The sequence below is a fragment of the Couchioplanes caeruleus genome (assembly GCF_023499255.1).
Classification (GTDB): Bacteria; Actinomycetota; Actinomycetes; order Mycobacteriales; family Micromonosporaceae; genus Actinoplanes; species Actinoplanes caeruleus_A.
This window is the reverse complement of record NZ_CP092183.1, coordinates 1,078,351-1,100,205: the sequence shown is the minus strand read 5'-3', so window position 1 is coordinate 1,100,205 and position 21,855 is coordinate 1,078,351. Positions and strand designations below refer to the sequence as shown.

The window sequence follows — 21,855 nt, the reverse complement described above, 5'->3', positions numbered from 1 at the left end:
CCGGATCACCCACCGAGGAGCTTGGACATCAGCGCGCGCGCCTGCTCGCCCGACACAGCGATGTCCATCAACGAGTTGGCAAGCTCCCGGTACATCGCGACGCGATCGACGTCGTCCAGGATCCGGTCGCCCTCGGCCCCTTCGAAAAAGACGAGGCTGCCATTCGCCGAGTCGTGCAGCTCGAAAGACCCGGCCAACCCGGGATGCGGGCCGTGCTCCAGCGGCATCACGCCGACGCGGACCGTGGGCCGGCGCGAGACTTCGATCAGGTGCTCGATCTGCCGGCGCTTCGTGGTCGAGCCCACCGGCCCGCGCCGCAGCACGGATTCGTCAAGAACGACCTGTAGCCGCGGCGCGTCCCCCAGCTCCAGCCGCTGGAGGAGATGGGCGTGCCGCTCGTTGCGGACCCGCACGCGCTCGATCGCCTCTGGGTCCGCCGGGGCGAGACCAGAGATGCCGCAGATCATCTCTTGGGCGTACGAGGGCTCCTGAAGCAGCCCGGGGATGTGGAGAGGCGAGTTGTAGAAGATGCTTTCGGCCGTCTTCTCCGTATCGAGGAGCCGGTGGAACGGCTCCGAAGTGCGGACGTCGAACATCTTCGTCATCGTCAAGCTCTCCATATAGCAAGATTAGCCAGAGTGCCGTCCGCAATCTGCGCAACGCAGACTTCCTACGGCGAAGTGCACCTTACACAGAGCGGTGGGGGCCGCCAATGGCGGATTGGCCGTCTCGCGAGGTGCACAGTGCAGAGTTGCGGACTATGCCCCGGTGGACGGGGAGGTGACGGCCATGCGGCCGAAGCTCACCCTCTGAACGGGCGTACCCGAACGGTTCAGTGCATGGTCGCCCACGATTGGCGTCACGAGCACCGAGCTCTTGTGCCGAGGTAGTGCAAGGTCACCGGGCTCGGCGGCGAGCGAGGAGGAAGACTGCCAGCGTTGCGGCTGCCAGGAGGACCACTCCGGCCGCCACGATCACCAGTGGCGGGATGCCTTCGTCGTCGTCGCTGACGGGGCCCGTGGGCGGGGCCGCCGCCGGTGGTTCCGTCGTCGCCGGGGCTGCGCTGCCGGCTTTCGGTTCGGGTGCGGTCAGGGCCGCCATCAGGTCGAGTTGGCCCGCGCCGTAGTAGTCGTCGCGGCCTTTGGTGCCGCGGTCGATTGCCGTGCTGGTCAGGCGGTTCACGACCTGGGCGGCCGTGAGGTCGGGGTGTTCGGCTCGGATCAGGGCGGCCGCGCCGGCTACCAGGGCGGCTGAGACGCTGCTGCCTTCGACCTCGGCGTACGTGTTGCCCGGGGCCGGGACGGTGATGTCGACGCCGGGGGCGGCCAGGTCGACCTGGGGGCCGTGGTTGGAGAAGGCGGCGACCTTGTTGCGGCGGTCGACGGCTCCGACCGTCAGGACCTGGGGGTACGCGCCCGGGTACTCGAGGTCGTTGCCCTTGTCGGCCTCGTTGCCGGCGGCGCCGACGAGAACGACGTCGGCGGCTGCGGCTTCCTTGAGCGCGGACTGGAGGTTCTCGGAGGGGTCGATCTGGAAGGCGAGGGTGATGACCTTGGCGCCGTGGTCGACGGCCCAGCGGATTCCCTGGGCGACGAAGAAAGTGTCGTTGACCGGGCGGATCGGCAGGATCTTGGCCTGCGGGGCGATGCCGAGGATGCCGTCGCCCGAACCGTGGCCACGGCCGGCGATGATGCCCGCCATGCCGGTGCCGTGGCCCACGCTGTCGTCGTTGCCGGCCGGCTTGTTCTGCACGATCTGGCGGCCCGGCAGCACGGCACCCCGCAAATCGGGATGGCCGGCGTCGACCCCGGTGTCCAGGACAGCGACGACGACGCCGCCGCCCTTGGTGATCTTCTGCGCTTCGGAGACCTTCATCGGGGACCAGTACCACTGTTTGTCCCTGATGGAGTCGGCGCGTGCGGGAACGGCCGAGATCGCGACGATGAGCAGGGCTGCGAGCACCGCCCCGCCCTGCCGTGCCGCAGGGGCCAGCCGCCTCCGGCCGGGGGCCTTCGGGCGGGCCCAGCCCACCAGCGCCGGCCACGTCGGGCTGGAAGGCGCCGGCCGCGAACAGCCCACGCCCGCCGGCCGCGCCCGGTCCGACGCAGCTTGGTCAAGCCGGCGGGCGCCGCCAGGCACGGTCGAGCCGTGATGACGAGCCTCGCCCAGCGCAGCCGAGCCGAGGCGACGAGCGCCGTCCGGCACAGCCGAGCCGAAATGACGAGCGCCGTCCGGCACAGCCGAGCCCAGGCGACGAGCGCCGTCCGGCACAGCCGAGCCCAGGCGACGGACGTCGTCGGGCGCAGCCGACCCGGGGTGATGGGCGTCGTCCGGCAGAGCCGAGTCGCGGGCGTGGGGGCGGGGGTGGTCGGGTGGCGGGGTCCACCGGTGGGTGGGCGCCGGGTGGGTCGATGCGGTCACCCGCGCCAGCCGATGACGTTGGGGCCGGGGTCGTGGGTGGCTTCCTCGGTGGACGGGGCGATGACCGGGTCGACGCCCTCCGCCACCTGCCACGGGTTGTCCGGGTCGAATTCGGGCTGGCTGCCGTCGCCCGAGCGGCGACCGCCGCGGGCTGCGCCGGACATGCCCATGGGGCCGGTGCCGGGGCGGGCGGTGCCCGCTGGTTCCTCCGGCAGCCAGGACGGCCGGGGCGGGCGGGCCGGCTCGGTTGCGCCTCGGACGGCACCCGCGCGACCTGCCACTCCACCGCGGGCGGAGACGCCACCGCGACCTGCGGCACCGCCGCGGCCGGAGACGCCGCCGACGGAGCCGGTTGCACCGCCACGGCCGGCCATCCCGCCGGGGCCGCCGACGCGACCGCTTGCCGCGCCGCGGCCGGACACTCCGCCCACGCCTCCCATGGCGCCGCGGGGACCGCCCGCGACCGACTCACCGATCACTGCGCCGGAGGGCAGGGCTCTGCCCGCGCCGGACGGCACCCGTACGCCGCCGCGCGCGGTGCCGGAAATGCCCATGCCGCCTCGGCCCGCGCCGGAGACGCCCGCGCCACCTCCGCCGGAGCCGATCTGACCCGGGGGGACCACGCCGGGCGGGAGGACACCGGAGCCGCCGGTAACCGGGTTTGCGCCACCGCCCGTGCCCGGGAACGGTCCGCCGCCCGGGGGCAGGGCGTCGGCCGGTGTCACGCCGGGCGGGGTGATGACTCCGGCCAGGCCGGGGCCGGACGGGGTCGCGACGGAGCCGGAGCCGCCGCCGGACGGGCCGCCGCCGGGGTGGATCGTGCCGGGCCCGGTCACGCCGTCCTGGGTCGTCTCGTCGTGGCCGGGCATCGGCGGCGGCGGGTCGTGCGGTACGGAAACCGGGGCGCTGGAGCGCGAGTGCCCATCCGACGAGCTGCCGGAGTCGGAGCCGCTCAACGTGTGCGGTTGCCGGGGATCGCCGCCGGGCGGGGTCTTCTCGAACTTCGGTTCCTGCGGCTTGAGCTCGTACGGGTCGGGCACCTTGAGGCGGGCGACGTTCTCCTGGACGATGCCCTCCGCCGTGATCATGTGGGTGCGGGCCTTCTCGTCGATCTCGTCCTCGGCGTTGTCCCACCAGGACGGCCAGATGTCGTCGTTCTTCTCCTTGTACTGCTCGTACAGGGGCTGGATGTTGTTCTTCGCCTGCCGCAACGCCTCGAGGATGTTCGCCAGGCCGGTCGCCGTCTCGTCGGCGTCGGCGCGGGCGGCGTCCATGCGGGCGATCAGCGTGTCCAGCTCCTGGACGAACGCCGCGGACGACTTGTTCTGCTCCGGCGGCCACGCCGCGACCAGGTCCTCCTTGGCCTTGACCAGCATGGCCCGCTGGTCCTTCACCGAGCCGGAGATGTCGCCCCACGCCGCGACCTGCCGCCACGCCTCAGGGTCGTCCTCATCGGCGACCATCGCCCACAGGCGGGGCGTGTTGTACGACTGCCACGCCGTGCACCAGCTGCTGCTCAGCACCTCGTCGCTCATACCGCCTCCGCCCGTCCGCCGTGGTGCGATGCGCGCTCGGCGGCCTCCGCGGCGAGCCGGGCCTTGCGGGCCTCCTCGGCGGCCGCCCACAGTGCCTGCTCGGCCACCCCGGTGGACTTGGCGGCCCGCGCGTCCGACGCGTCGAGATCGGCCGCGACCTTCTGCGCCGCGGCGGCGAGCAGCTTGGCCGCCGCCACGTACTGCTTCAGGTTCTCGGTCGACGCGACGAGGCTCTGCGCATAGCGCTGCTTGGCCGCGTGCACCGCGCCGCTCGCGTTCTTGACGCCGAAGCGCACACCGTCGGAGAGCTGAACCTGCGCCCTCTCGGTGGCGGGCCCGAGGACACTGTCGGTGTCCACGTGCACGTCAGTGGCGAACTTGTTCAGTCCGCCGGTCTCGACATTGATCCCTGGTTCGCCCACGACGACCTCCCCGTTGCCACGCCGTCACAGCATCGCATCGAGAGTAGCGACCGCAAGCGATCCGCGTGCACCCCTGTGGACAGCTTGTCAGAGGATGGTCAGGCGGCGAGCCGGGCCACCGCGGCGGCGACCCGCTCATCGGTGGCCGTCAGTGCGATGCGGACGTACTGGGCCGCGGCCGGGCCGTAGAAGGCGCCCGGTGCCGCCAGGATGCCCCGCTCCGCCAGCCAGTCGACGGTCTTCCAGCAGTCCTCACCGCGGGTGGACCACAGGTACAGGCCCGCGCCCGAGTGCTCGATGCGGAAGCCCGCCGCCGTCAGCGCGTCGCGGAGGGCCTCCCGGCGGGCCGCGTACCGGGCGCGCTGGTCGGCCACGTGGGTCTCGTCCTCGAGCGCGGCGATCATCGCGGCCTGGACGGGCGCCGGGACGATCATGCCGGCGTGCTTGCGGACCGCGAGCAGCTCGCCGATCACGGCCGGGTCGCCGCCGACGAAGCCCGCGCGGTAGCCGGCCAGGTTGGAGCGCTTGGACAGCGAGTGGACCGCGATGACGCCGGTGTAGTCGCCGCCGCAGACCTCGTCGGACAGCACCGAGACCGGGGTGTCGTCCCAGCCCAGGGTCAGATAGCACTCGTCGCTGGCCACGATCGCGCCGCGCTCGCGGGCCCAGTCGACCACCTTGCGCAGGTGCTTGACGGGCAGGACGCGGCCGGTCGGGTTGGACGGCGAGTTGACCCAGACCAGCTTCACCCGGGGGTTGGGACCGAGGGCGGTCAGCGAGTCGGAGCGGACCACCTCGGCGCCGGAGAGGCGTACGCCCACCTCGTACGTCGGGTAACAGACCTGCGGGATGAGGACCACGTCACCGGGCCCGATGCCGAGCAGCGTGGGCAGCCACGCCACCAGCTCCTTGGAGCCGATGGTGGGCAGGACCGCGGGCGTACCCGAGGCGTTGCAGGCTCGGGCCACCCACCCGGCGATCGCCGACCGCAGCGCCGGGGTCCCCGCGGTGAGCGGGTAACCCGGCGCGTCGGAGGCGTCCGCCAGCGCGGCCTGGATCGACGCCGGAACCGGGTCGACGGGCGTGCCGACCGACAGATCGACGATGCCGCCCGGGTGCGCGGCGGCGACCGCCTTGGCCGGTTCCAGCAGGTCCCAGGGGAAATCAGGCAGCGACGCCGACACCACGGTCAGTGCGCATCCCCGCGCGGCGGCTGGGCCGCCACGAACGTCGCGTCCTTCTCGATCTTGCCGACCTTGGACGCGCCGCCGGGCGAGCCGAGGTCCTCGAAGAACTCGTAGTTGGCGTTCGTGTAGTCCTTCCACTGCTCCGGGACGTCGTCCTCGTAGAAGATCGCCTCGACCGGGCAGACCGGCTCACAGGCCCCGCAGTCGACGCACTCATCGGGGTGGATGTAGAGCATCCGGTTGCCCTCGTAGATGCAGTCGACCGGGCACTCCTCGATGCATGCCTTGTCGAGCACATCGACGCACGGCTCAGCGATGATGTAAGTCACGGGTCTTTCCCTTCCAGAGCCTGCTAGCTCAGAGCCTTGCTGTGCCTAACTCGAGCCTTGCTGTGCCTAACTCGAGCCTTGTTGTACAGAGCCTTGCTGTCCTCACAGAGCCCAGCCGCGGCAAGCACGGCGGTACGGGCAGAGCCTAGTATCTCGCCGGGAGGAGGTGGCACGTGCTCCGACGGCAGGATGTGGGACACCGGGTGGTGGTTCGCCGAATTGTAGGCGTTTCCCAGGATCGTCCGCTTTTCACCGACGCACTCGGGGAACTGGTGGAGCTGACGGAGACGGATCTCACTCTCGCGACGGCCAAGGGGACGGTTCGCGTGCCCCTCAAAGAGGTGCACCGCGCCAAGCGGGTGCCACCCGCACGCAGGCCGCCCGCGGCGGACGTCGTGGCCCTGGAGCTGGCGGCCAACGACGGCTGGCCGGCGCCGGTGCAGGCCCGGCTCGGCGCCTGGATCCTGCGCGCCGCCGACAACTGGACCGGCCGGGCCAACTCGGCCCTGGCCGTCGGTGACCCCGACCGCACGCTGGAGGCGGCGATCGACGCGGTCGAGCAGTGGTACGCGGCCCGCGGCCAGCAACCTCTCATCAACACGCCGATGCCGCTCGCAGCGCCGGTCAACGCCGCCCTCGACGCCCGCGGCTGGACGGCCCGCCCCCTCACCCTCGTGCAGACGGCCCGGGTCGCGGCGCTGGTGGACGCGTCGCCGGCGCGGGCCGACCTGCCGACGGTCGAGCTCGCCGACTCCCCCACGGACGCCTGGTTCGAGATGGTGGCCGAGCACAAGGGCACCTTGCCCGCGACGGCGAAACGCATTCTCACCGGCGTACCCGATGCGGTCTTCGCCCATGTGCACGACGCCGAGGGTGAGTTGCTCGCGGTGGCCCGCGGCGCGGTCAGCGGGCCGGACCGCTGGCTCGGGGTGTCGCTGCTGCAGACCGCTCCGGCCGCGCGGCGACGGGGCATGGGCGCCCACGTGCTGCGGGCGCTCGCGCAGTGGGCCGTGCAGCAGCGGTCGGCGCGGGCATATCTGCAGGTGGAGGAGCGGAACACGGCGGCGGTGGCGCTCTATCAGAAGATGGGCTTCAGCACGCACCACACCTACCTGACGCGCGAGGGTCCGCGGCAGCGTTGAGCGCCGCGTCAGTCGGCGACGAGCCGTTCGATCTCCGCCCGCAACGCTTCCGCCAGGTGCGACAGCCCCTGCTGCCCGTCGAGGCCGCTGCCCGCCGCCGCGGCGACCCCGGCCACCTGATGGTCCATCTCGGCGATGACGACGGCGATGTCGTGAATGGCGGCGCGAGCCTGACCGGCGGCACGCTGCGCATCGTCGATCTGGGCCGCGATGTTGTCGGAGGAGCGGTTGACCTCGTCGGCCAGGGTCTTCACCTCGCTGGCGACCACGGCGAAGCCGCGGCCGGCCTCGGCCGCGCGCGCGGCTTCGATCGTGGCGTTCAGCGCGAGCAGCCGGGTCTGCGCGGCGATGCGCTTGATCAGCGTGACCGCGTCGGAGATCTGCTGCGACGCCTCGTCGAGCGTCTTCATGGTGGCCACCGCGCCGTCCGTGCGGTCCACGGCGTGCCGTGCGGAGACGGCCAGCGCGTCAGACGTGGCGCCGAGTTCCGTCGATGCGGCGGCCACCTGCTCGGCGACCTGCTGGACGCGCTCGGCGAGAGTCGCCCGCTCCGCCTCGCTGCGCGCGACGGAATCGGCGGTCCGGTGCATGTGGTCGCGAGCGCCGTTGATGTTCTCGGCGGCGACGCGGTGGGCCCCGTGCAGCCCGCGGGTCAGGAACTGCCGGTGGTACTCGCCACGGCTGGCGGCGCCCAGCGACGCCGCAGCCTCGCGGACGAAGGCGTCGTTGACGTCGACGACGTCGTTGAAGACGTCCTGCAGCACCCGCAGTTCGTCAGGACCGTCGAACTGCGGCAGCCGGGCCTCGAAGTCGCCGTCGCGCAACCGGACCAGAACCTCGATCATGGCCTGCACGGCGATCCGGTACGGAGCCACGCCGCCGTCGACCACCGCAGTGGTACCGCCTCCGCCGGCGAACAGTCGCATCCCGCTCATCGTCCCGCCCCCACCGTCGCCGCGTCCGCGGTCAGCGACCACACGAACTCGTCATAGCTCTGGCCACGCCCCTCGAGTTCCGCCGCGAGCAGCCGCCGTGACGCCGCTACCGCGTCCGCCGGCCGGTTGTGCCGCAACTCTTCGGCGCGCAGGCGCGCGTACAGCTGATCGACTGCCTGCACCGCGGGGCGGTCCGGTACGCGCCGGCTGGAGTGATACCCCACCGTGCGGCCGTGGGCGTCGACGGAGGGGGTGACGTGCGCGAGCACCCAGTAGTGGGCGCCGTCCGAGGCCAGGTTGTTGATGTACGCGAAGACCTCATGGCCGCCGCCGAGGCGCTCCCACAGCAGGTGGAAGACGGCCCGTGGCATGTCGGGGTGGCGGATCACGTTGTGCGGCTGCCCGATGACCTGCTCCGCACCGTAGGCGGACACCTCCAGGAACAGCCGGTTGGCGTACCGGATGATCCCCTTGGTGTCGGTCTTGGACACGATGAGACGTCCTTGGTCGAAGGTGCGCTCCACCCCGGTCGGGCGTACGGCGGTGGCTCTCATCGCGGCTCCAGGCTCGTCGGCTACTCCGCTGATCGACACCGTCACACTCGCACCTGAGTGGTTACCGGCCGGAAGGTATTCCGGTCAGTTCGTCCTGATTCCCGCCGATGTACACACCAGCAGCGGCAATCGAGGAGGATTCGACGCCATGGCAGACACGTACGCCGATCTCGCTTCACCGGATCGGTTGGCCAGCATCGCCACCCACGACCTGTTCGACCCGGATCTGCGACGGCAACTCGACGCCGTGGCCGCAGCGACGGCACAGCAGGTGGACTGGCCCGTGGCGGCTGTGACCGTCGTGCTGGACTATGCCCAGCTGCTCGCCGGCGAATATGGGCTCTCCGCGCAGTCGCCCGCCGACCTCGCCACCCCGGTGGAGTGGTCGTTCTGCGCCCGGGTCGTGCTCTCCCGCGACACGTACGCGGTCGCCGACGCCGCCGCCGACCCGGAGCTGGCCGCCCACCCCGCCTTCCGGGTGCTGGGCATCCGCAGCTATGTCGGCGTTCCGCTGGTCACGGCCGACGGCACGGTCGTCGGTGCGCACTGCGTCGCCGACACCAAGGCTCGCACCCTGCCCGCCGCCGACCTCGATGTCCTGCACGAGGGAGGGCGGCAGGCAGTGCGGCTGCTCGAGGAGTACCGCAGGATCCCCCGGCTCTGACCGCAGCGCCCCCTACGCGGCTCACTCGGGCCGGCTGCGACGTACCGCCCCGGCCACGAGGGCCAGGCCGGGCAGCGCGCCCACCAGCATGATCAGGGGTAGCGGCCACCGCATCACCGAGTCGGCGACCGGGCTGATCGACTGCCGTCGCACCAGCCGGTAGTCCGTGCCGTCCCCGGTGGGCGAGCAGGTGAGACCGTAGATGCCGGCGACCGCCACATCGACGTCCGCGATCGTCTTCGTGGCCGGGGTGGCGTCGTAGCCGGCCTCCTCCGGCTGCACAGTGAGCGGCTCGGCCGGCACGTCGGCTGCGCCCGGCCGGGCGAGCCGGCAGCCGGGGTCCGGGGGCGGATCACCGTCGCCCAGCAGGGTGTACCGGGCCGCCGCCGGCACCACGATCTGCCCCGGACCCAGCGCGTACAGGTCCGGCCCGGTCACCTCGACGGCGCTGAACTGGGCGGCGTCCGCCATGGTTCCCGGCATCATCAGCGCCCCGAACAGGGCGATCAAGGCACCGGTCACGGCGGCCTTCACCAACCCGGGCTCCGGCCGGTCCCGGAACCTGCGCCCGATCAGGTGGCCTGCCACCGCACCCACCAGCGCGGGCAGGAGAGCGAGCAGCACCCCGGCGTGGACGGGATGCGCCTCCATCGGGAAGACGAGCCGGTAGACGGCCACCGTCACGACGACGTACATCGCGGCGACTGCCAACCCGGCGCCGATCGCCGCGCCGACATGTCGCGGGAGACGAGCGGCGGCGACGGCAGCGGGCAGGGCGGCCGCGGCGACGATCCACCAGGTCAGCTCCGGGCCGCCGAAGCGGGCCGCCTCGACCGGGCGGGCGGCGGCGGCCAGGCCGAGCGGTATCACGGCCGTGGCCAGGTACCACCCGACCAGGGACAACGCTCCGGCGATCCGCACGCTCCGATGATGCGGCTCGCACCGCCGGGGTACGAGCCGTCTCGGGGAATCTGCCCGTTCGGGAACCGGCTCAGCGCCCGCCGCCGAGCTGCTGCCGACGGGGGCCTGGCCTGTGAAACCGGCGCCTCCGCTCAGCGGCGCACGACGCGGCGCGGCCGGGTCACCTTCGCGGTGGCCAACGCCTTCAGCGACTTCGAGCGGTAGTCGCGGCCGAGCATCGTGGCGAGCCAGTAGCCGAGCAGCGTGCCGACGATGGCGAAGCCGCCGTACAGCCAGATCTGCGAGAAGAAGTTGCCCGCCCCGCCCGAGAACGGGTAGTCGCCGCTGACGAACGGCCCCACCAGGATGGTGAGCAGCATGCCGCCGACCGCCGCGGCGGCCAGGTCGGGAAGCCAGACGCTGGGCGGAACCCGCTGCGAGCGGACGAACGTGACGCCCGCGAGCACCAGACCGATCACGGCGAACATGGCGATGCTGACCCTGTTCTCCGCCGTGTCGTTGTCAGGAAAGCCCAGGCGCGTCACCAGGCGCGCCACCACATTGATCGCGAACAGCGCCGCGGCCAGCACCGCGATCCTCACCCAACGCTGCCTCATGCCGTCCTCCGTGCAGGCTCACGGCTTCTCGCCGCAGATGAATCGTGGTTCGGGATCGTAGCGCCAGGTGAACTTCTCGCGCTCGACCTCTTTTCCATCCTTGCGGATGACGCGCCACGCATCCTGAGTGAAGCCTGGGAGTCCGCTGCTAGAAATGCACCTCGGGCCCGGTTCGCGGTAGACGGTCGGCGGCGACGTGATGTTGCGGCGGGGGCTGCGTACGGTCTTGACGCTGTCGTAGACCTTCGTGCTCCACATCGACACGGTCACCGACCTGCTCGTGTACGACGTGTCGATGAGGATCCCGTACGGCGTGGTGTTCTTGAACCTGAGGTCGAGCGTCGGGTAGAAGATCGTCGACTCGATGACCGCCGGGTAGCGCGAGAAGTAGAACGAGTGCGGCTTGTGCTCGACGTCCTCCAGCCCCGCGTAGTACGCCGCGTTGAACAGCGTGGTGGTGAACTGCGACGCGCCCCCGCCGACGCCGGGCTCGAGCTTGCCGCCGACGATGACGGGCGCGTCCTGATAGCCGGAGGCGTAGTCCCGTTCGCCGGTGTGCGCGTTGAGCGAGAACGTCTCGCCGGGCCGCACGATGGCGCCGTCGACGTGGCGGGCGATCGTCATGATGTTCTGGCTGCGCGGCGAGCTCGCCCCGCCGGTGAAGTACGTCGTGAAGGTGGAGACCTTCTCCTTGACGCCGAGCCTCGCGATGTCCGCGGCGGTGACGTCGGGCTCCTGCCGGGCGAGGGACGCCTCGACGGTGCGCGGGGCGGGACTGCGCAGGACGCCGAGCAGCGCCGTACCGAGCGCGTCGAGGTCGACCACGTCACCGGCGGCGCCCGGCACGATCGACGGCTTGCCGCCCTTGAGGACGACGCGGGCCGGCTTCGGCTCCTTCTCCACCGCGGCGAACGCCCCGGCGGCCGCGGCGTGCAGCTTGGCGCCGTCGATCGCGGGCGTGAGCAGGCCGTTGTCGTCCGAGCGGAACACGACCCCCTTGGCCAGCGCCGCCCGGGACAGCGTCAGCGACTTGCCCGCGACCTCCACGGTGACGGGCGCGGCCACCGCGGGCACGGCCAGGTCGGCCACCATGGCGTCGACCTGCTCGCGGCTGGTCGCCGGCGGCTTCTCGACCAGCGGCACGCGCGCGGTGCCACCGACGAGCCAGGCCTTGCGGACCTCGGACGCGGCCGCCGCCGGGTCCAGGCCGCGGCCGGCCGCCGGATACGTCGGCTTCGGCGTGAGCCCCGCATAGGCGATGCCAGGCTTCTTCAAGGTGAGTTTCTTCGGGTCCACCTGGCGGCGCAGCGCGGCCTCGAGCCTCGCCTGGTCGACCTGGACGACCGGGAGCACGGCGCGCTCGCCGAACGGCCTCGGGCTGCCGCGCATCGCCTTGCCGACGGTGAGCTCGACGTTGAGCCGCAGCCCGATCTCGGCGGGCGCGATCCGCACGGTCCTGCCGTCGAGGTCGACTGTCACGGGGTCGGCGGTGCGCGGGCCGAACGTGTCGGTCACCGCCCGCTCGGCCTCGGTGCGGGACTTGCCGCCGAGGTCGAGGCCGAGGAGCCTGGTCCCGCGGGGGACGTCGCCGCCGTATGCCCACGCGGCCACGCCGGCCGCGGCGATCAGCACGGTCGCCACCGTGGCCACGACGACGATCCGGGTGCGGTTGACCCGACCCGGCTCACCGGCCGCGGGGGCCGGGGCACCGGTCGGGGCGGTGGGCTGCGGGACGTCTTCGGAGACGGAGGTCAACGGGGTCCCCTTCGACGGCGGCGGCGGACTCCGCGCCAGTCTGCAACCCGGCGATCAGCGGCGACAAACGCCACGACCCGATGTCATGACTTTGTGACGGTTGGCCCGCGGAGGATCGCCCGGTAGGTGAAGACGGCGAAGGTCAGGCTGCCGGCCAGGATCATGACGAGCGCGATCCAGTTGTCGCCGGCGATCAGAAAGTCGCCCTCGGCCGTACGGGTGCCGGCCGCGAAGAACATGATCGCGGTCCAGATCGCCCACGGGAGGGCCAGCGCCCAGCGCCGGCCCACGGTGGTCAGGGCGAACCAAGCGATCGCGTAGTTGCCGACCACCGCGACGACGACCGCCAGCCCGAGCGGCACGCCGCCGGCCCGCAACGGGGTCAGGAACAACTCCAGCACCGCGGACAGGACCGTGGCCAGCACGGAGACCGTCACACCGCCGATCCTGATCAGCCGCTCCAGACCCGTACGCTGCGGCGCCGGCCCGTCGGTGGGCGGCGCCGGAGCGGGCGCTTCCAGCGTCATCGCCCGACCACGTTGCTGAACAAGTCGCTCTCCCACTTGTGCGGACCGCTGACCTCGCCGCGCTCGCCCTTGACCAGCGTGAAGTACTCGACGCCCATGAACTCCCCGCCGAAGTCGCCGGCGATGCCGTAGAGCCAGGAGTTGTCCGGGATCTGCGTGGCGTGCGCGCGCATGGCGGCGACCTTCTGCTCGTAGAAGTCGGTGCCGTCGATGCGGGCCGCGATCTCGTCGTCCGGGTGGCCGAACGGCAGCTCGTCGACGTTCTCCACGTCGGCGAACGGGTTGTCGTCCATGCCGCGGAACGCCTCCATGCCGCCCTCGAGCACGCTGCGCGGCATGGCGGTCCAGTAGATCTTCTCCGGCCCGAAGCCCTCGGCCTCGGCCAGCTCCGCCGCGCGCATCGCCACCCGGTGAGCCTGGATGTGGTCGGGATGGCCGTAGAAGCCGTTCTCGTCGTACGTGATCAGCACCTGGGGTCGCACCTCCCGCATGACCTCCAGGCAGAGCGCGGCGGCCTCCTCGAGGTCGGCCTGCCAGAACGCGCGCGGATGGTTGTTGGTCTCCAGCCCCATCATCCCGGAGTCGCGGTAGCGTCCCGCCCCGCCGAGGAAGCGGTGGTCGGTGACGCCCAGCGCCGCGCAGGCGCGCTCCAGCTCGGCGATGCGCCAGCCGCCCAGCTGGTCCGCCTGGCGGGCCTCCAGCTGCGCCAGCGCCGGCACGTGGATCTCGCCCTCCTCGCCCAGCGTGCAGGTCACCAGCGTCACGTGGGCGCCCTCGGCGGCGTAGCGGGCCATGGTGGCGCCGGTGCCGGTGACCTCGTCGTCGGGGTGGGCGTGCACGAGCATGAGGCGGCGTGCGGGCAGGGCGTTCGTCACCCGCGCCACTTTACGCGCGCCCCGCCGCGCCGGTTCGTCTGCTGTTTGACCCGCGCGGAGGGGCTCCGATCAGCGATGCTGGTCGGCGTGGAGTATCCCGAACTCGCCGGCCGGACCGGTCGGTTCCGCTTCGGCGCACCCCACGCCGTGACGGTCGGCGGGGACGGCGCCCGAGTGGCGTTCCTGCGCTCCGCGGGGCCGTACGACCCCGCGGCGGCGCTGTGGGTCCTCGCGGTGGCGTCCGGAACGGTCACCAAGGTGGCGGACGGGCCGATCAGCTCGTACGCGGGCTCGTCCGATCTGTGCGTGCTCGCGTGGGCACGGGACGGGCGGCTGTTCAGCTCCGGCCCGGCGCTGCCAGCTGCGGCAGCAACCGTCGTCGAGCCACGGCCGGACCCGTCCGGGCGCGTCATCGGCTACACCACACCGGACGGCACCCTGCGCGTCATCGACGAGGGCGGCACCGACCAGCTGCTGGCCGGGGAACCCGGCACCGGCGTGTCCTGGGGCGTGCCGGAGCCGGTCGCGGCCGAGTTCGGGCGTACCCGCGGGTGGTGGTGGTCGCCCGACGGCAGCCAGATCCTCGCCGTACGCAGCGCCGGGTCGATCAGCCTGCACCTGCTCGACCTGTACGGCGGCTGGGTCGACGTGCACTGGGACCGGGAGACGTACCCGTACCTGGTCGACGTGCGCTGGACCGGCACCGGGAACGCCCTCATCGCGGTGCTGCGCCGCAGCCAGCAGCACGGCCTGGTGCTGTCGGTCGACCCGCGTACGGGAGAGACCCAGGTGCACGCGGAACTCGCCGACGCGCGCTGGGTGGAGCCGGTGCCGGGAACGCCGCTGCTGCTGCCGGACGGCCGCGTCCTCGTCGGCGGCGAACTCGCCCACGACGGCTTCGACGCCCGCTGTCTGTTCGCCGACGGCAGCCTCCTGACCCCGCCCGGCCTCTACGTGCGCCGCGTCGTGGGTGTGCTCGGCGACACCCAGGAACTGATCGTCGAAGGCGCCGAGGGAGAACCTTCGGAACAACACGTGTACGCGGTGCGCACGGCGCTGGGCAGCGGCGGCGCGAAGGCCCGTACGCTCACCGACCAGCCGGGCTGGCACACCGCCGAGGTGGGCGGCGACGTCCTCGTCATCGACTCGACGGTGCACCGGGGCGCCGCCACGATCCCGTTGCCGTCGGACGCGGCGCTGCTCCCGTACGCTCCGCACCCGGTTTTTGAAAGGGTGACCGACCGCCGGCTGCCGGCAGCGGTCCTCTACCCCGCCGGTCACGTGACGGGCACGCGCCTGCCGGTGCTGGTGGAGCTCGGCGAGGGCCCCGGTCATCAGCATGTGGTGCAGGACGCGGCCCGGTGGCAGGAACGGCAATGGTGGGCGGACGCCGGCTTCGCGGTGGTCAGCGTCGACACCAGGGGTACGCCCGGAGTGGCGCCCAGCTTCGAGAAGGCGGTGTACCGCCGGCTCGCCGATGTCAGCCTGACCGACCAGGTCGACGCCCTGCACGCCCTCACCGGCAAACACCCCGACCTGGACCTGGACCGGGTGGCGGTCCGCGGCACCGGCCTCGGCGGATGGCTCGCGGCCCTCGCGGTGCAACGGCGCGCGGACGTGTTCCGGTGCGGTGTCGCCCGCGACCCGATCACCGACTGGACGAACCTGGCGCCGCCGTTCGCCGAACGCTATCTGGGTAGCCAGGCCGACAACCCGGACGTGTACGAGCACCACGCGCTCGCACCGGCCGGCCCTTCTTTGCTGGTCTCCCCCGCCGGGGGTTTGTCAGAGGAACTTCAGTTCGTGATCCGGGAGTGTGCATGACGTCAGCGCTGATCGGCCGCAGCCTGCCCATGGAAGCCCTGCCGACCACCGAGGTCGACTACCTCCGGCTCGGCGAGACCTCGGCCATCTCCGAACTCTGGGACGGCAACGTCCTCACCTGCCCCCGCGACACCCCCCGCCACCAGATGATCCTCAACGCGCTGGCCAACGCGCTGCGCGCCGGCCGCTCCGACCTGAACGTCATCACCGGCGTCCCGGTCCGCCTCGCCCCGGGCCGCATCGCGGTGCCGGACCTGATCATCGCGGGCGCGATCGACCCGGACATCCCGCTGGTGGAGGCCCAGTCGGTCCGCCTGGTCTGCGAGATCACGTCGGCGGCGAGCGCGACGGTGGACTGGACGCTGAAGATGCACGCGTACGCGCAGGCCGGGATCCCGTGCTACCTGGTCGCGGAACCGGACCGTGGGCTGTTGCACAGCAACATGCTGACGGCACAGGGGTACGTGGAGCAGTCCGTGATGCAGCTGGTCCGCGTCACCGGCCTCAACCTCTGACGTGGCCAGTTAGCTCAGGCACGTGGAAGAATCGCGCTCATGACGTCCGCCATCTTCGGCGATGGACTGCCGATGACCGAGGAGCGCTTCTTCGCGCTCGGTGAGACTCGCGAGCGCGTCGAACTCTTCGACGGGAGCCTGTACGTGACGCCCGCCCCCACCCCCCGCCACCAGCACATCTCCTCTGAGCTGACGTTCGCGCTGAGGCGAGCGGCCCGCGAAGCAGGGCTCTTCGTGCTGGAGGCCGTGAATGTGCGACTTCAGCACGGACGCATCCCGATCCCCGACCTCGTCATCACGAGACCGATCGATTTCGATCAGCTCGTCGTTGATGCGGAGGCGGTGCTGCTCGTGTGCGAGATCGTCTCGCCGTCGAACGCCTCCGCCGACAAGGTGCTGAAGATGCACTACTACGCCGCAGCGGGGATCCCCTGGTATCTCCTCGTCGAGCAGGAAACCGGCGCTCTGCACCTGTACCGGCTCAAAGGCCAGCATTACACCGAGCACTCGGTTACGCCGTGGGGTGAGGTTCTTCACCTGGAAGAGCCGGTCAGGGCCGCGATCGCCACCGCGGAGCTGCTGCCTCCCAGGTGAACCACACCGCCGCGAGCCACGAACCGTTTCCGGGGTTCCCCGCGCGGGGAGATGGGCCCTTCTTTGTCGTACCCGTCCCCTAGGGTCTGGTTCATGAGCGTGGATCACTTCGACGAGGCCGGTGCGGCGGTCCAGGCAGCCCTCGACGCGGGCGCCCGCTACGCCGACGCCCGGGTCATGCTGCGCCGCACCGAGACCATGAGCGCCCGGGACGGCGAGGTCGAGGACCTCAGCTCCGACGAGAGCGCGGGGCTCGGGGTGCGGGCTCTGGTCGGCTCCAGCTGGGGCTTCTACGCCGTGCCCGACCTGTCCGACGCCGCCGCCCGCGCGGCCGGGCGCCGGGCCGCCGAGATCGCCGCCGCCAGCGCTCTCGTGCCCGGGCCGGCGATCGACCTGGTCCCGGCCGGCGCCGGGACGGCCAGCTGGGCCAGCCCGTGCGAGATCGACCCGCTCTCGGTGCCGCTGTCCACGAAGGGCGATCTGCTGGTCGCGGCGACGGCCGCGGCGCGCGACGCCGGGGCCGACCTCGCCGAGGGCATCTACCAGATCTGGGACACCCGCAAGTGGTTCGTCTCCAGCGACGGCCACCGCATCGACCAGCACATCCGCGAGTGCGGCGCCGGCATCACCGCCAGCGCGTACGGCGACGGCGAGATCCAGCGCCGCTCCTGGCCGTCGCACCGCGGGCAGTACGGCACCCGCGGCTGGGAGCTCGTCGACGAGCTGGCGCTGACCGACAACGCCGCACGGATGGCCGACGAGGCACGCGCGCTGCTGACGGCGCCGCTGTGCCCCTCCGGTGAGACCACGCTCATCCTCGGCGGCGAGCAGCTCGCCCTGCAGATCCACGAGTCCGTCGGCCACGCGATCGAGCTGGACCGCATCCTCGGCTGGGAGGCGGCGTTCGCCGGCACGTCCTGGCTGGATCTCGATCGGCTGGGCAGCCTGCGCTACGGCTCGGAGCTGATGAACATCACCATCGACCCGACGATCCCGGGCGCGCTGGGCAGCTTCGGATACGACGACGAGGGCTCACCCGCGGCCCCGCGCGACGCCGTCCGCAACGGCATCTGGGTCGGCGTGCTCGCCGGGCGTGACTCGGCGGCGATGGCCGGCCTCGACTATGCGGGCAGCGTGCGTTCGGACGGCTGGGCACGGCTGCCGATGGTGCGGATGACCAACGTCGGGCTGGAGCCGGGACCGCACACCCTCGACGAGATCATCGCGGCCACCGACGACGGCGTCCTCATGGACATCAACCGCTCCTGGTCCATCGACGACCGGCGGCTCAACTTCCAGTTCGGTTGCGAGATCGGATGGGAGATCAAGAACGGCAAGCGCGGGCGGATGCTGCGCAACCCGACGTACACGGGTATCGGTCCGAAGTTCTGGCAGTCGATGGACATGCTGTCCTCGGAGACGGTCGCGTGGGGCACGCCCAACTGCGGCAAGGGCCAGCCCGGCCAGGTGGGCCACACCGGCCATCCCGCGGCGCCGGCACGGTTCACGAACGTACGGGTGGGGGTCCGGGGATGACCACGCCAGTGACTGCCGAAGTGGACCTGGCCGGGCGGGTCGTGGAGCTGACCCGCAGCCTCGCCGGGGCCGGCGCCGAGGCGGAAGTCGTCGCCGCCCACACGGCCGAGGCGCTGACCCGCTTCGCCAACTCCGCGATCCACCAGAACGTCGCCGACGCCACCACGACCGTCAGCCTGCGGCTGCACCTCGACGGCCGTACGGCATCCGGTTCCACCACCGTCACCGACGCCGAGGGCCTGCGCTCGCTGGTCGAGCGCACGGTCGCCGCGGCCCGGCTGTCCCCACCCGACCCGGCCTGGCCGGGCCTCACCCCGCCGACCCCGCTGCCGGCCGACGCCGGGTACGACGAAGCCACCGCTGCGGCGGGTCCCCGGGAACGAGCGATCCGGGTCCGCGACTTCGTGCAGGCCGCCGAGGGACTGGAGACCGCGGGTTTCTGCCGCACCGCGTACGCGTCCGGCGCCTTCGCCAACACCGCCGGCCACACCGTGCACGGCCGGTCCGCCGAGGCCGCCATGGACGGCATCGCCCGCCTAGCCGGGGCGGACGGCGTGGCGCGCCGGGCCGCCGGACGCCTCGCCGAGCTCGACGGCGCCGCCCTGGGCGCCCGGGCCGCCGCGAAGGCGCGGGCCGCCACTTCCCCGGTCGAGCTGCCGCCGGGACGCTACGAGGTCGTGCTCGAGCCGACCGCGGTGGCCGACCTGCTCGACAACCTGGCGAGCTTCGGCTTCAACGGCAAGGCATACGCCCAGCACCAGTCGTTCGCCGAGCTGGGCGCCCAGCAGTTCGACCGCGGCATCACCATCACCGACGAGCCGCTGGGCGCGACGCTGCCGTTCGACATGGAAGGCACGCCCCGCGCCACGCTCCTCCTCGTCGAGGACGGCGTCACGCGCGCGGTCAGCCACGACCGCACGTCAGCGGCCGAGGCGGGCTCGGCATCCACGGGCCACGCCTCCGCGGCGTCCCGCTCCTGGGGTCCCATCGCCGCCAACCTCCACCTCGCGGCGGGACCGATCGCCAACGCCGTACCGGAACCGAGCGCCGGCCCCACCGCCTCCTCGGCCCGCGCCCTCGTCGCCGGCATGCGCCGTGGCCTGCTCATCACGGACCTCTGGTACACCCGCGTGCTCGACCAGAAGAGCCTCGTCATCACCGGCCTCACCCGCAACGGCGTCTGGCTCGTCGAGAACGGCGAGGTCACCGCGGCGGTGAGCAACATGCGCTTCACCCAGTCGTACCCCCAGGCGCTCGGGCCGGGAGCGGTCCTCGGCGTGGGCGCGGAAGCGGTGGCCGTGCCGGACCGCTGGTCGGGCGTCCGATACACGGCCCCGGCGCTGCACCTGGCGTCCTGGAACCTGACCGGCAACGCATCAGGCTGACGCCGGCGTGGACCGCAGGTCGCGGGCGCGGCGCTGGGCATCGTGGACGGCGGCGGTCTGCGCCGACCGGCAGGAGGTTGACCGTCATGTTTCACTGGGGCCGTGAGCGACACGCCACGTGACCAGGGACGAGACCGGGACGCCGAGGGCGCCGGGCCCGACGACGCCGTCGAGCCGACCACGGGCCCACCGGCCGGCGCAGCCGCCGCCGGACCGTCCCCCACCGGCGGCGCCACGTCCGGAGCCGTCCCGGCCGGCGGCGCCGGGCCCGGAGCAGTCCCAGCCGGCGGCGCCGGAGCGGGAGCAGTCCTAGCCGGCGGCCCCGGGCCCGGAGCAGTCCCAGCCGGCGGCCCCGGGCCTGGAGCGGTTCCAGCCGGCGGCGCCGGAGCCGGCGGTGTCTCGGCCGGTGCGACCTCACCCGCAGCCCCGAACGCCGGCGCAGGCTCCACCGCCGGCGCGCGACCCGGCACCAGCCCGCCGGCCGGCGCAGGCACGCAAGAGCAGCCCACCACCCAATCCGGCGTCACTCCCCCGAAATTCCGCGCCGGGAAGGCCACACCCGGCCGTACCCGGGCCGCCCGCCTCTCCCCCGCCGGACCGGAGACCGACGCCCGCAAACGTCGCCGTCGTCGCTGGCTGGTGGCCGGGATCTCCGTCGGCGCCGCCCTGCTCGTCGTCGCGTTCTGCGCCGGTGGGCTCGCCGTCGTCTCGAAGGTCGCCGACTTCCGTGACGATGCCGCCGAGGCTCATGAGGACCGCAGCCTCCGCGATGCCGCCTGCCTGGAGCTCGAGCAGCGCCTCAACCGCCTCACTCCGCCCGGTGCGACCACGTCACCGCAGGCCCGGGCGACGGCCGTACGGGACGAGAACGCCGCCGCGCGGATCTACGTGACGCAGGTTCGGGACCGGTGGGCCGCCGACGGGTGGCGGCAGCTGGTGGATGCGCGTACCGCCTATGCCGAGGGGTTGGATGCGCAGGCGAAGTCACGTACGCCCGCGTTCTTCGTCGCTCCCCGGACCGGCGACGGCCGGGCCGTGGCCGACGAGCTGGTCCGATACTCCCCGGAAGCCTGCGCCGGACCGGTCCGCCGGCTGGCCGCACCCGACCTGTGACCCGGAAGCCGGACCGGTCCACCGCACGCGTGCAAACCCCGTGTCAGGCACCCGGAAAGTGACGTCAGGCCCTAAGCCTTCCCTTACGCGGCATCGACCTGACCTTCGTTGTAACGTGTGCCACACATTGCGGACGCGTATCCCCGGAGCAACCACGTTCACGGGCGCCCGCCGGCAGAGCAGGTCCTACAGCACTGTCAGGGAGATCAGTCAATGACGACGACGGCAACGAGGCCGGATGCGGGGCGCTCTCGCGCCGCCATCGCGGCGAAGACGTTGCGGACGGACCGGTGGTGGATTCCGCCGCTGGTGACCTTCGTGGGGCTCAGTGCGTGGGTGATCTACGCCACTGTCCGCGTGTTCATGCACAAGTGGTACTACGTCGATCAGTATCACTATCTGACCCCGTTCTACTCGCCCTGTCTCACCGACCGGTGCGTCGACGGGTCCGCGGAGTTCGGCACGCCGCTGCCGTCCTTCTGGCTTCTCCCGGAAGCCGCGTTGACCCTTCCGTTCCTGCTGCTCTTCCGGCTCACCTGTTACTACTACCGGAAGGCGTACTACCGGGCCTTCTGGCTGTCGCCGCCGGCCTGTGCCGTGCCGGACGGGCACAAGAAGTACACCGGTGAGACGCGGTTCCCGCTGATCTTCCAGAACATCCACCGGTACGCGTTCTACGCCGCCGCGATCATCTCCGTGATCAACACCTGGGACGCCGTGCTGGCCTTCCAGTCCGGGGACAAGTTCGGGTTCGGGCTGGGCAACATCGTCCTGCTGATCAACGTGGTGATGCTGTGGGCGTACACGGTGTCCTGCCATTCCTGCCGGCACATCGTGGCCGGGCGGCTCAAGCACTTCTCGAAGCACCCGGTGCGCTACCGCTTCTGGGTCGTCGTCTCGAAGTTGAACGCCCGGCACATGCAGCTCGCCTGGATCACGCTCGGCACGCTCGCCCTGACGGACTTCTACGTCATGGCAGTGTCGGCCAACTGGTTCCACGACCTGCGCTTCATCAACTAGAGGGC

At 72.0% G+C, this 21,855-nt stretch carries 22 protein-coding genes; 9 read left to right on the top strand and 13 right to left on the bottom strand.

The annotated features are described in order from the left end of the window. Positions 1 to 5: 5 nt before the first annotated feature. From COUCH_RS05200 to fdxA, 6 genes are all read right to left on the bottom strand, one after another. Positions 6 to 605, bottom strand: a complete 600-nt coding sequence (locus COUCH_RS05200) for a DUF5753 domain-containing protein (protein WP_249610953.1) — start codon at positions 603 to 605, stop codon at positions 6 to 8. A gap of 292 nt (positions 606 to 897) precedes the next feature. Next, positions 898 to 1,962 (bottom strand): type VII secretion-associated serine protease mycosin, encoded by a 1,065-nt coding sequence (gene mycP / locus COUCH_RS05195; RefSeq protein WP_249610952.1) that lies wholly within the window; start codon positions 1,960 to 1,962, stop codon positions 898 to 900. 455 nt (positions 1,963 to 2,417) lie between these two features. Then, positions 2,418 to 3,956, bottom strand: coding sequence for a hypothetical protein (locus COUCH_RS05190; protein ID WP_249613965.1), 1,539 nt, complete (start codon positions 3,954 to 3,956; stop codon positions 2,418 to 2,420). Then, positions 3,953 to 4,378, bottom strand: coding sequence for a hypothetical protein (locus COUCH_RS05185; RefSeq protein ID WP_249610951.1), 426 nt, complete (start codon positions 4,376 to 4,378; stop codon positions 3,953 to 3,955). Before COUCH_RS05185 ends, COUCH_RS05190 begins: the two co-directional genes overlap by 4 nt. A gap of 98 nt (positions 4,379 to 4,476) precedes the next feature. Continuing rightward, positions 4,477 to 5,565 (bottom strand): succinyldiaminopimelate transaminase, encoded by a 1,089-nt coding sequence (gene dapC / locus COUCH_RS05180; RefSeq protein WP_430640888.1) that lies wholly within the window; start codon positions 5,563 to 5,565, stop codon positions 4,477 to 4,479. A 2-nt stretch (positions 5,566 to 5,567) separates the two neighbouring features. Then, positions 5,568 to 5,894 carry a ferredoxin gene (gene fdxA, locus COUCH_RS05175; RefSeq protein WP_106127678.1) on the bottom strand — a complete coding sequence of 109 codons (327 nt, stop codon included), beginning with the start codon at positions 5,892 to 5,894 and terminating at the stop codon, positions 5,568 to 5,570. Between the two features lie 173 nt (positions 5,895 to 6,067). On the opposite strand from fdxA, the gene COUCH_RS05170 reads away from it, so the two are divergent. After that, positions 6,068 to 7,036 (top strand): GNAT family N-acetyltransferase, encoded by a 969-nt coding sequence (locus tag COUCH_RS05170; protein WP_249610950.1) that lies wholly within the window; start codon positions 6,068 to 6,070, stop codon positions 7,034 to 7,036. Positions 7,037 to 7,044: 8 nt separating this feature from the next. On the opposite strand, the gene COUCH_RS38805 is transcribed toward COUCH_RS05170, so the two are convergent. Both COUCH_RS38805 and COUCH_RS05160 read right to left on the bottom strand, forming a co-directional pair. Further along, positions 7,045 to 7,962: a methyl-accepting chemotaxis protein gene (locus tag COUCH_RS38805; protein ID WP_275980065.1), complete on the bottom strand. Its 918-nt coding sequence runs from the start codon at positions 7,960 to 7,962 to the stop codon at positions 7,045 to 7,047. Positions 7,963 to 7,967: 5 nt separating this feature from the next. Beyond that, positions 7,968 to 8,525, bottom strand: a complete 558-nt coding sequence (locus tag COUCH_RS05160; protein WP_249610949.1) for a PAS domain-containing protein — start codon at positions 8,523 to 8,525, stop codon at positions 7,968 to 7,970. A gap of 148 nt (positions 8,526 to 8,673) precedes the next feature. Between COUCH_RS05160 and COUCH_RS05155 the strand changes: the two genes are divergently transcribed. Then, positions 8,674 to 9,189 carry a GAF domain-containing protein gene (locus COUCH_RS05155; protein ID WP_249610948.1) on the top strand — a complete coding sequence of 172 codons (516 nt, stop codon included), beginning with the start codon at positions 8,674 to 8,676 and terminating at the stop codon, positions 9,187 to 9,189. 21 nt (positions 9,190 to 9,210) lie between these two features. Here COUCH_RS05155 and COUCH_RS05150 read toward each other — a convergent pair whose 3' ends face one another. The 5 genes from COUCH_RS05150 to mshB form a co-directional block, all read right to left on the bottom strand. After that, positions 9,211 to 10,110 (bottom strand): hypothetical protein, encoded by a 900-nt coding sequence (locus COUCH_RS05150; RefSeq protein WP_249610947.1) that lies wholly within the window; start codon positions 10,108 to 10,110, stop codon positions 9,211 to 9,213. A gap of 131 nt (positions 10,111 to 10,241) precedes the next feature. Then, the gene (locus COUCH_RS05145) at positions 10,242 to 10,706 is read right to left on the bottom strand and encodes a hypothetical protein (protein WP_249610946.1); all 465 of its coding nucleotides are present in this window, start codon (positions 10,704 to 10,706) and stop codon (positions 10,242 to 10,244) included. 18 nt (positions 10,707 to 10,724) lie between these two features. Beyond that, positions 10,725 to 12,461 (bottom strand): VanW family protein, encoded by a 1,737-nt coding sequence (locus COUCH_RS05140; RefSeq protein ID WP_249610945.1) that lies wholly within the window; start codon positions 12,459 to 12,461, stop codon positions 10,725 to 10,727. 83 nt (positions 12,462 to 12,544) lie between these two features. Next, positions 12,545 to 12,988, bottom strand: a complete 444-nt coding sequence (locus COUCH_RS05135; protein ID WP_249610944.1) for a hypothetical protein — start codon at positions 12,986 to 12,988, stop codon at positions 12,545 to 12,547. Further along, a complete protein-coding gene (mshB, locus tag COUCH_RS05130; protein WP_249613571.1) occupies positions 12,985 to 13,833 on the bottom strand; it encodes an N-acetyl-1-D-myo-inositol-2-amino-2-deoxy-alpha-D-glucopyranoside deacetylase in 849 nt (282 codons plus the stop codon). The genes COUCH_RS05135 and mshB overlap by 4 nt, the downstream gene beginning before the upstream one ends. Before the next feature lie 105 nt (positions 13,834 to 13,938). Here mshB and COUCH_RS05125 point away from each other — a divergent pair, with 105 nt between their 5' ends. From COUCH_RS05125 to COUCH_RS05095, 7 genes are all read left to right on the top strand, one after another. Then, on the top strand, positions 13,939 to 15,687 hold the full coding sequence (locus tag COUCH_RS05125; RefSeq protein ID WP_430640887.1) for a prolyl oligopeptidase family serine peptidase: 1,749 nt from the start codon (positions 13,939 to 13,941) through the stop codon (positions 15,685 to 15,687). Continuing rightward, the gene (locus tag COUCH_RS05120; protein ID WP_199510662.1) at positions 15,684 to 16,202 is read left to right on the top strand and encodes a Uma2 family endonuclease; all 519 of its coding nucleotides are present in this window, start codon (positions 15,684 to 15,686) and stop codon (positions 16,200 to 16,202) included. Before COUCH_RS05125 ends, COUCH_RS05120 begins: the two co-directional genes overlap by 4 nt. 39 nt (positions 16,203 to 16,241) lie before the next feature. Further along, positions 16,242 to 16,796 (top strand): Uma2 family endonuclease, encoded by a 555-nt coding sequence (locus tag COUCH_RS05115; protein ID WP_249610942.1) that lies wholly within the window; start codon positions 16,242 to 16,244, stop codon positions 16,794 to 16,796. Between the two features lie 99 nt (positions 16,797 to 16,895). Continuing rightward, positions 16,896 to 18,332, top strand: coding sequence for a TldD/PmbA family protein (locus COUCH_RS05110; protein ID WP_249613570.1), 1,437 nt, complete (start codon positions 16,896 to 16,898; stop codon positions 18,330 to 18,332). Then, positions 18,329 to 19,717 carry a TldD/PmbA family protein gene (locus COUCH_RS05105; RefSeq protein WP_249610941.1) on the top strand — a complete coding sequence of 463 codons (1,389 nt, stop codon included), beginning with the start codon at positions 18,329 to 18,331 and terminating at the stop codon, positions 19,715 to 19,717. The genes COUCH_RS05110 and COUCH_RS05105 overlap by 4 nt, the downstream gene beginning before the upstream one ends. 639 nt (positions 19,718 to 20,356) lie before the next feature. Next, complete coding sequence (locus tag COUCH_RS05100; protein ID WP_249610940.1) at positions 20,357 to 20,830, top strand: hypothetical protein; 474 nt, start codon at positions 20,357 to 20,359, stop codon at positions 20,828 to 20,830. A gap of 213 nt (positions 20,831 to 21,043) precedes the next feature. Then, positions 21,044 to 21,850 (top strand): hypothetical protein, encoded by an 807-nt coding sequence (locus COUCH_RS05095; protein ID WP_249610939.1) that lies wholly within the window; start codon positions 21,044 to 21,046, stop codon positions 21,848 to 21,850. Positions 21,851 to 21,855 lie beyond the last annotated feature (5 nt).

Coding starts and splice junctions, on each gene's coding strand:
- COUCH_RS05105 (WP_249610941.1), top strand. CDS start 18,329: ATGACCACGCCAGTGACTGCCGAAGTGGACCTGGCCGGGCGGGTCGTG.
- COUCH_RS05145 (WP_249610946.1), bottom strand. CDS start 10,706: ATGAGGCAGCGTTGGGTGAGGATCGCGGTGCTGGCCGCGGCGCTGTTC.
- COUCH_RS05200 (WP_249610953.1), bottom strand. CDS start 605: ATGACGAAGATGTTCGACGTCCGCACTTCGGAGCCGTTCCACCGGCTC.
- COUCH_RS38805 (WP_275980065.1), bottom strand. CDS start 7,962: ATGCGACTGTTCGCCGGCGGAGGCGGTACCACTGCGGTGGTCGACGGC.
- COUCH_RS05155 (WP_249610948.1), top strand. CDS start 8,674: ATGGCAGACACGTACGCCGATCTCGCTTCACCGGATCGGTTGGCCAGC.
- COUCH_RS05115 (WP_249610942.1), top strand. CDS start 16,242: ATGACGTCCGCCATCTTCGGCGATGGACTGCCGATGACCGAGGAGCGC.
- COUCH_RS05190 (WP_249613965.1), bottom strand. CDS start 3,956: ATGAGCGACGAGGTGCTGAGCAGCAGCTGGTGCACGGCGTGGCAGTCG.
- COUCH_RS05120 (WP_199510662.1), top strand. CDS start 15,684: ATGACGTCAGCGCTGATCGGCCGCAGCCTGCCCATGGAAGCCCTGCCG.
- COUCH_RS05135 (WP_249610944.1), bottom strand. CDS start 12,988: ATGACGCTGGAAGCGCCCGCTCCGGCGCCGCCCACCGACGGGCCGGCG.
- COUCH_RS05095 (WP_249610939.1), top strand. CDS start 21,044: ATGACGACGACGGCAACGAGGCCGGATGCGGGGCGCTCTCGCGCCGCC.
- COUCH_RS05160 (WP_249610949.1), bottom strand. CDS start 8,525: ATGAGAGCCACCGCCGTACGCCCGACCGGGGTGGAGCGCACCTTCGAC.
- mshB (WP_249613571.1), bottom strand. CDS start 13,833: ATGCTCGTGCACGCCCACCCCGACGACGAGGTCACCGGCACCGGCGCC.
- COUCH_RS05125 (WP_430640887.1), top strand. CDS start 13,939: ATGCTGGTCGGCGTGGAGTATCCCGAACTCGCCGGCCGGACCGGTCGG.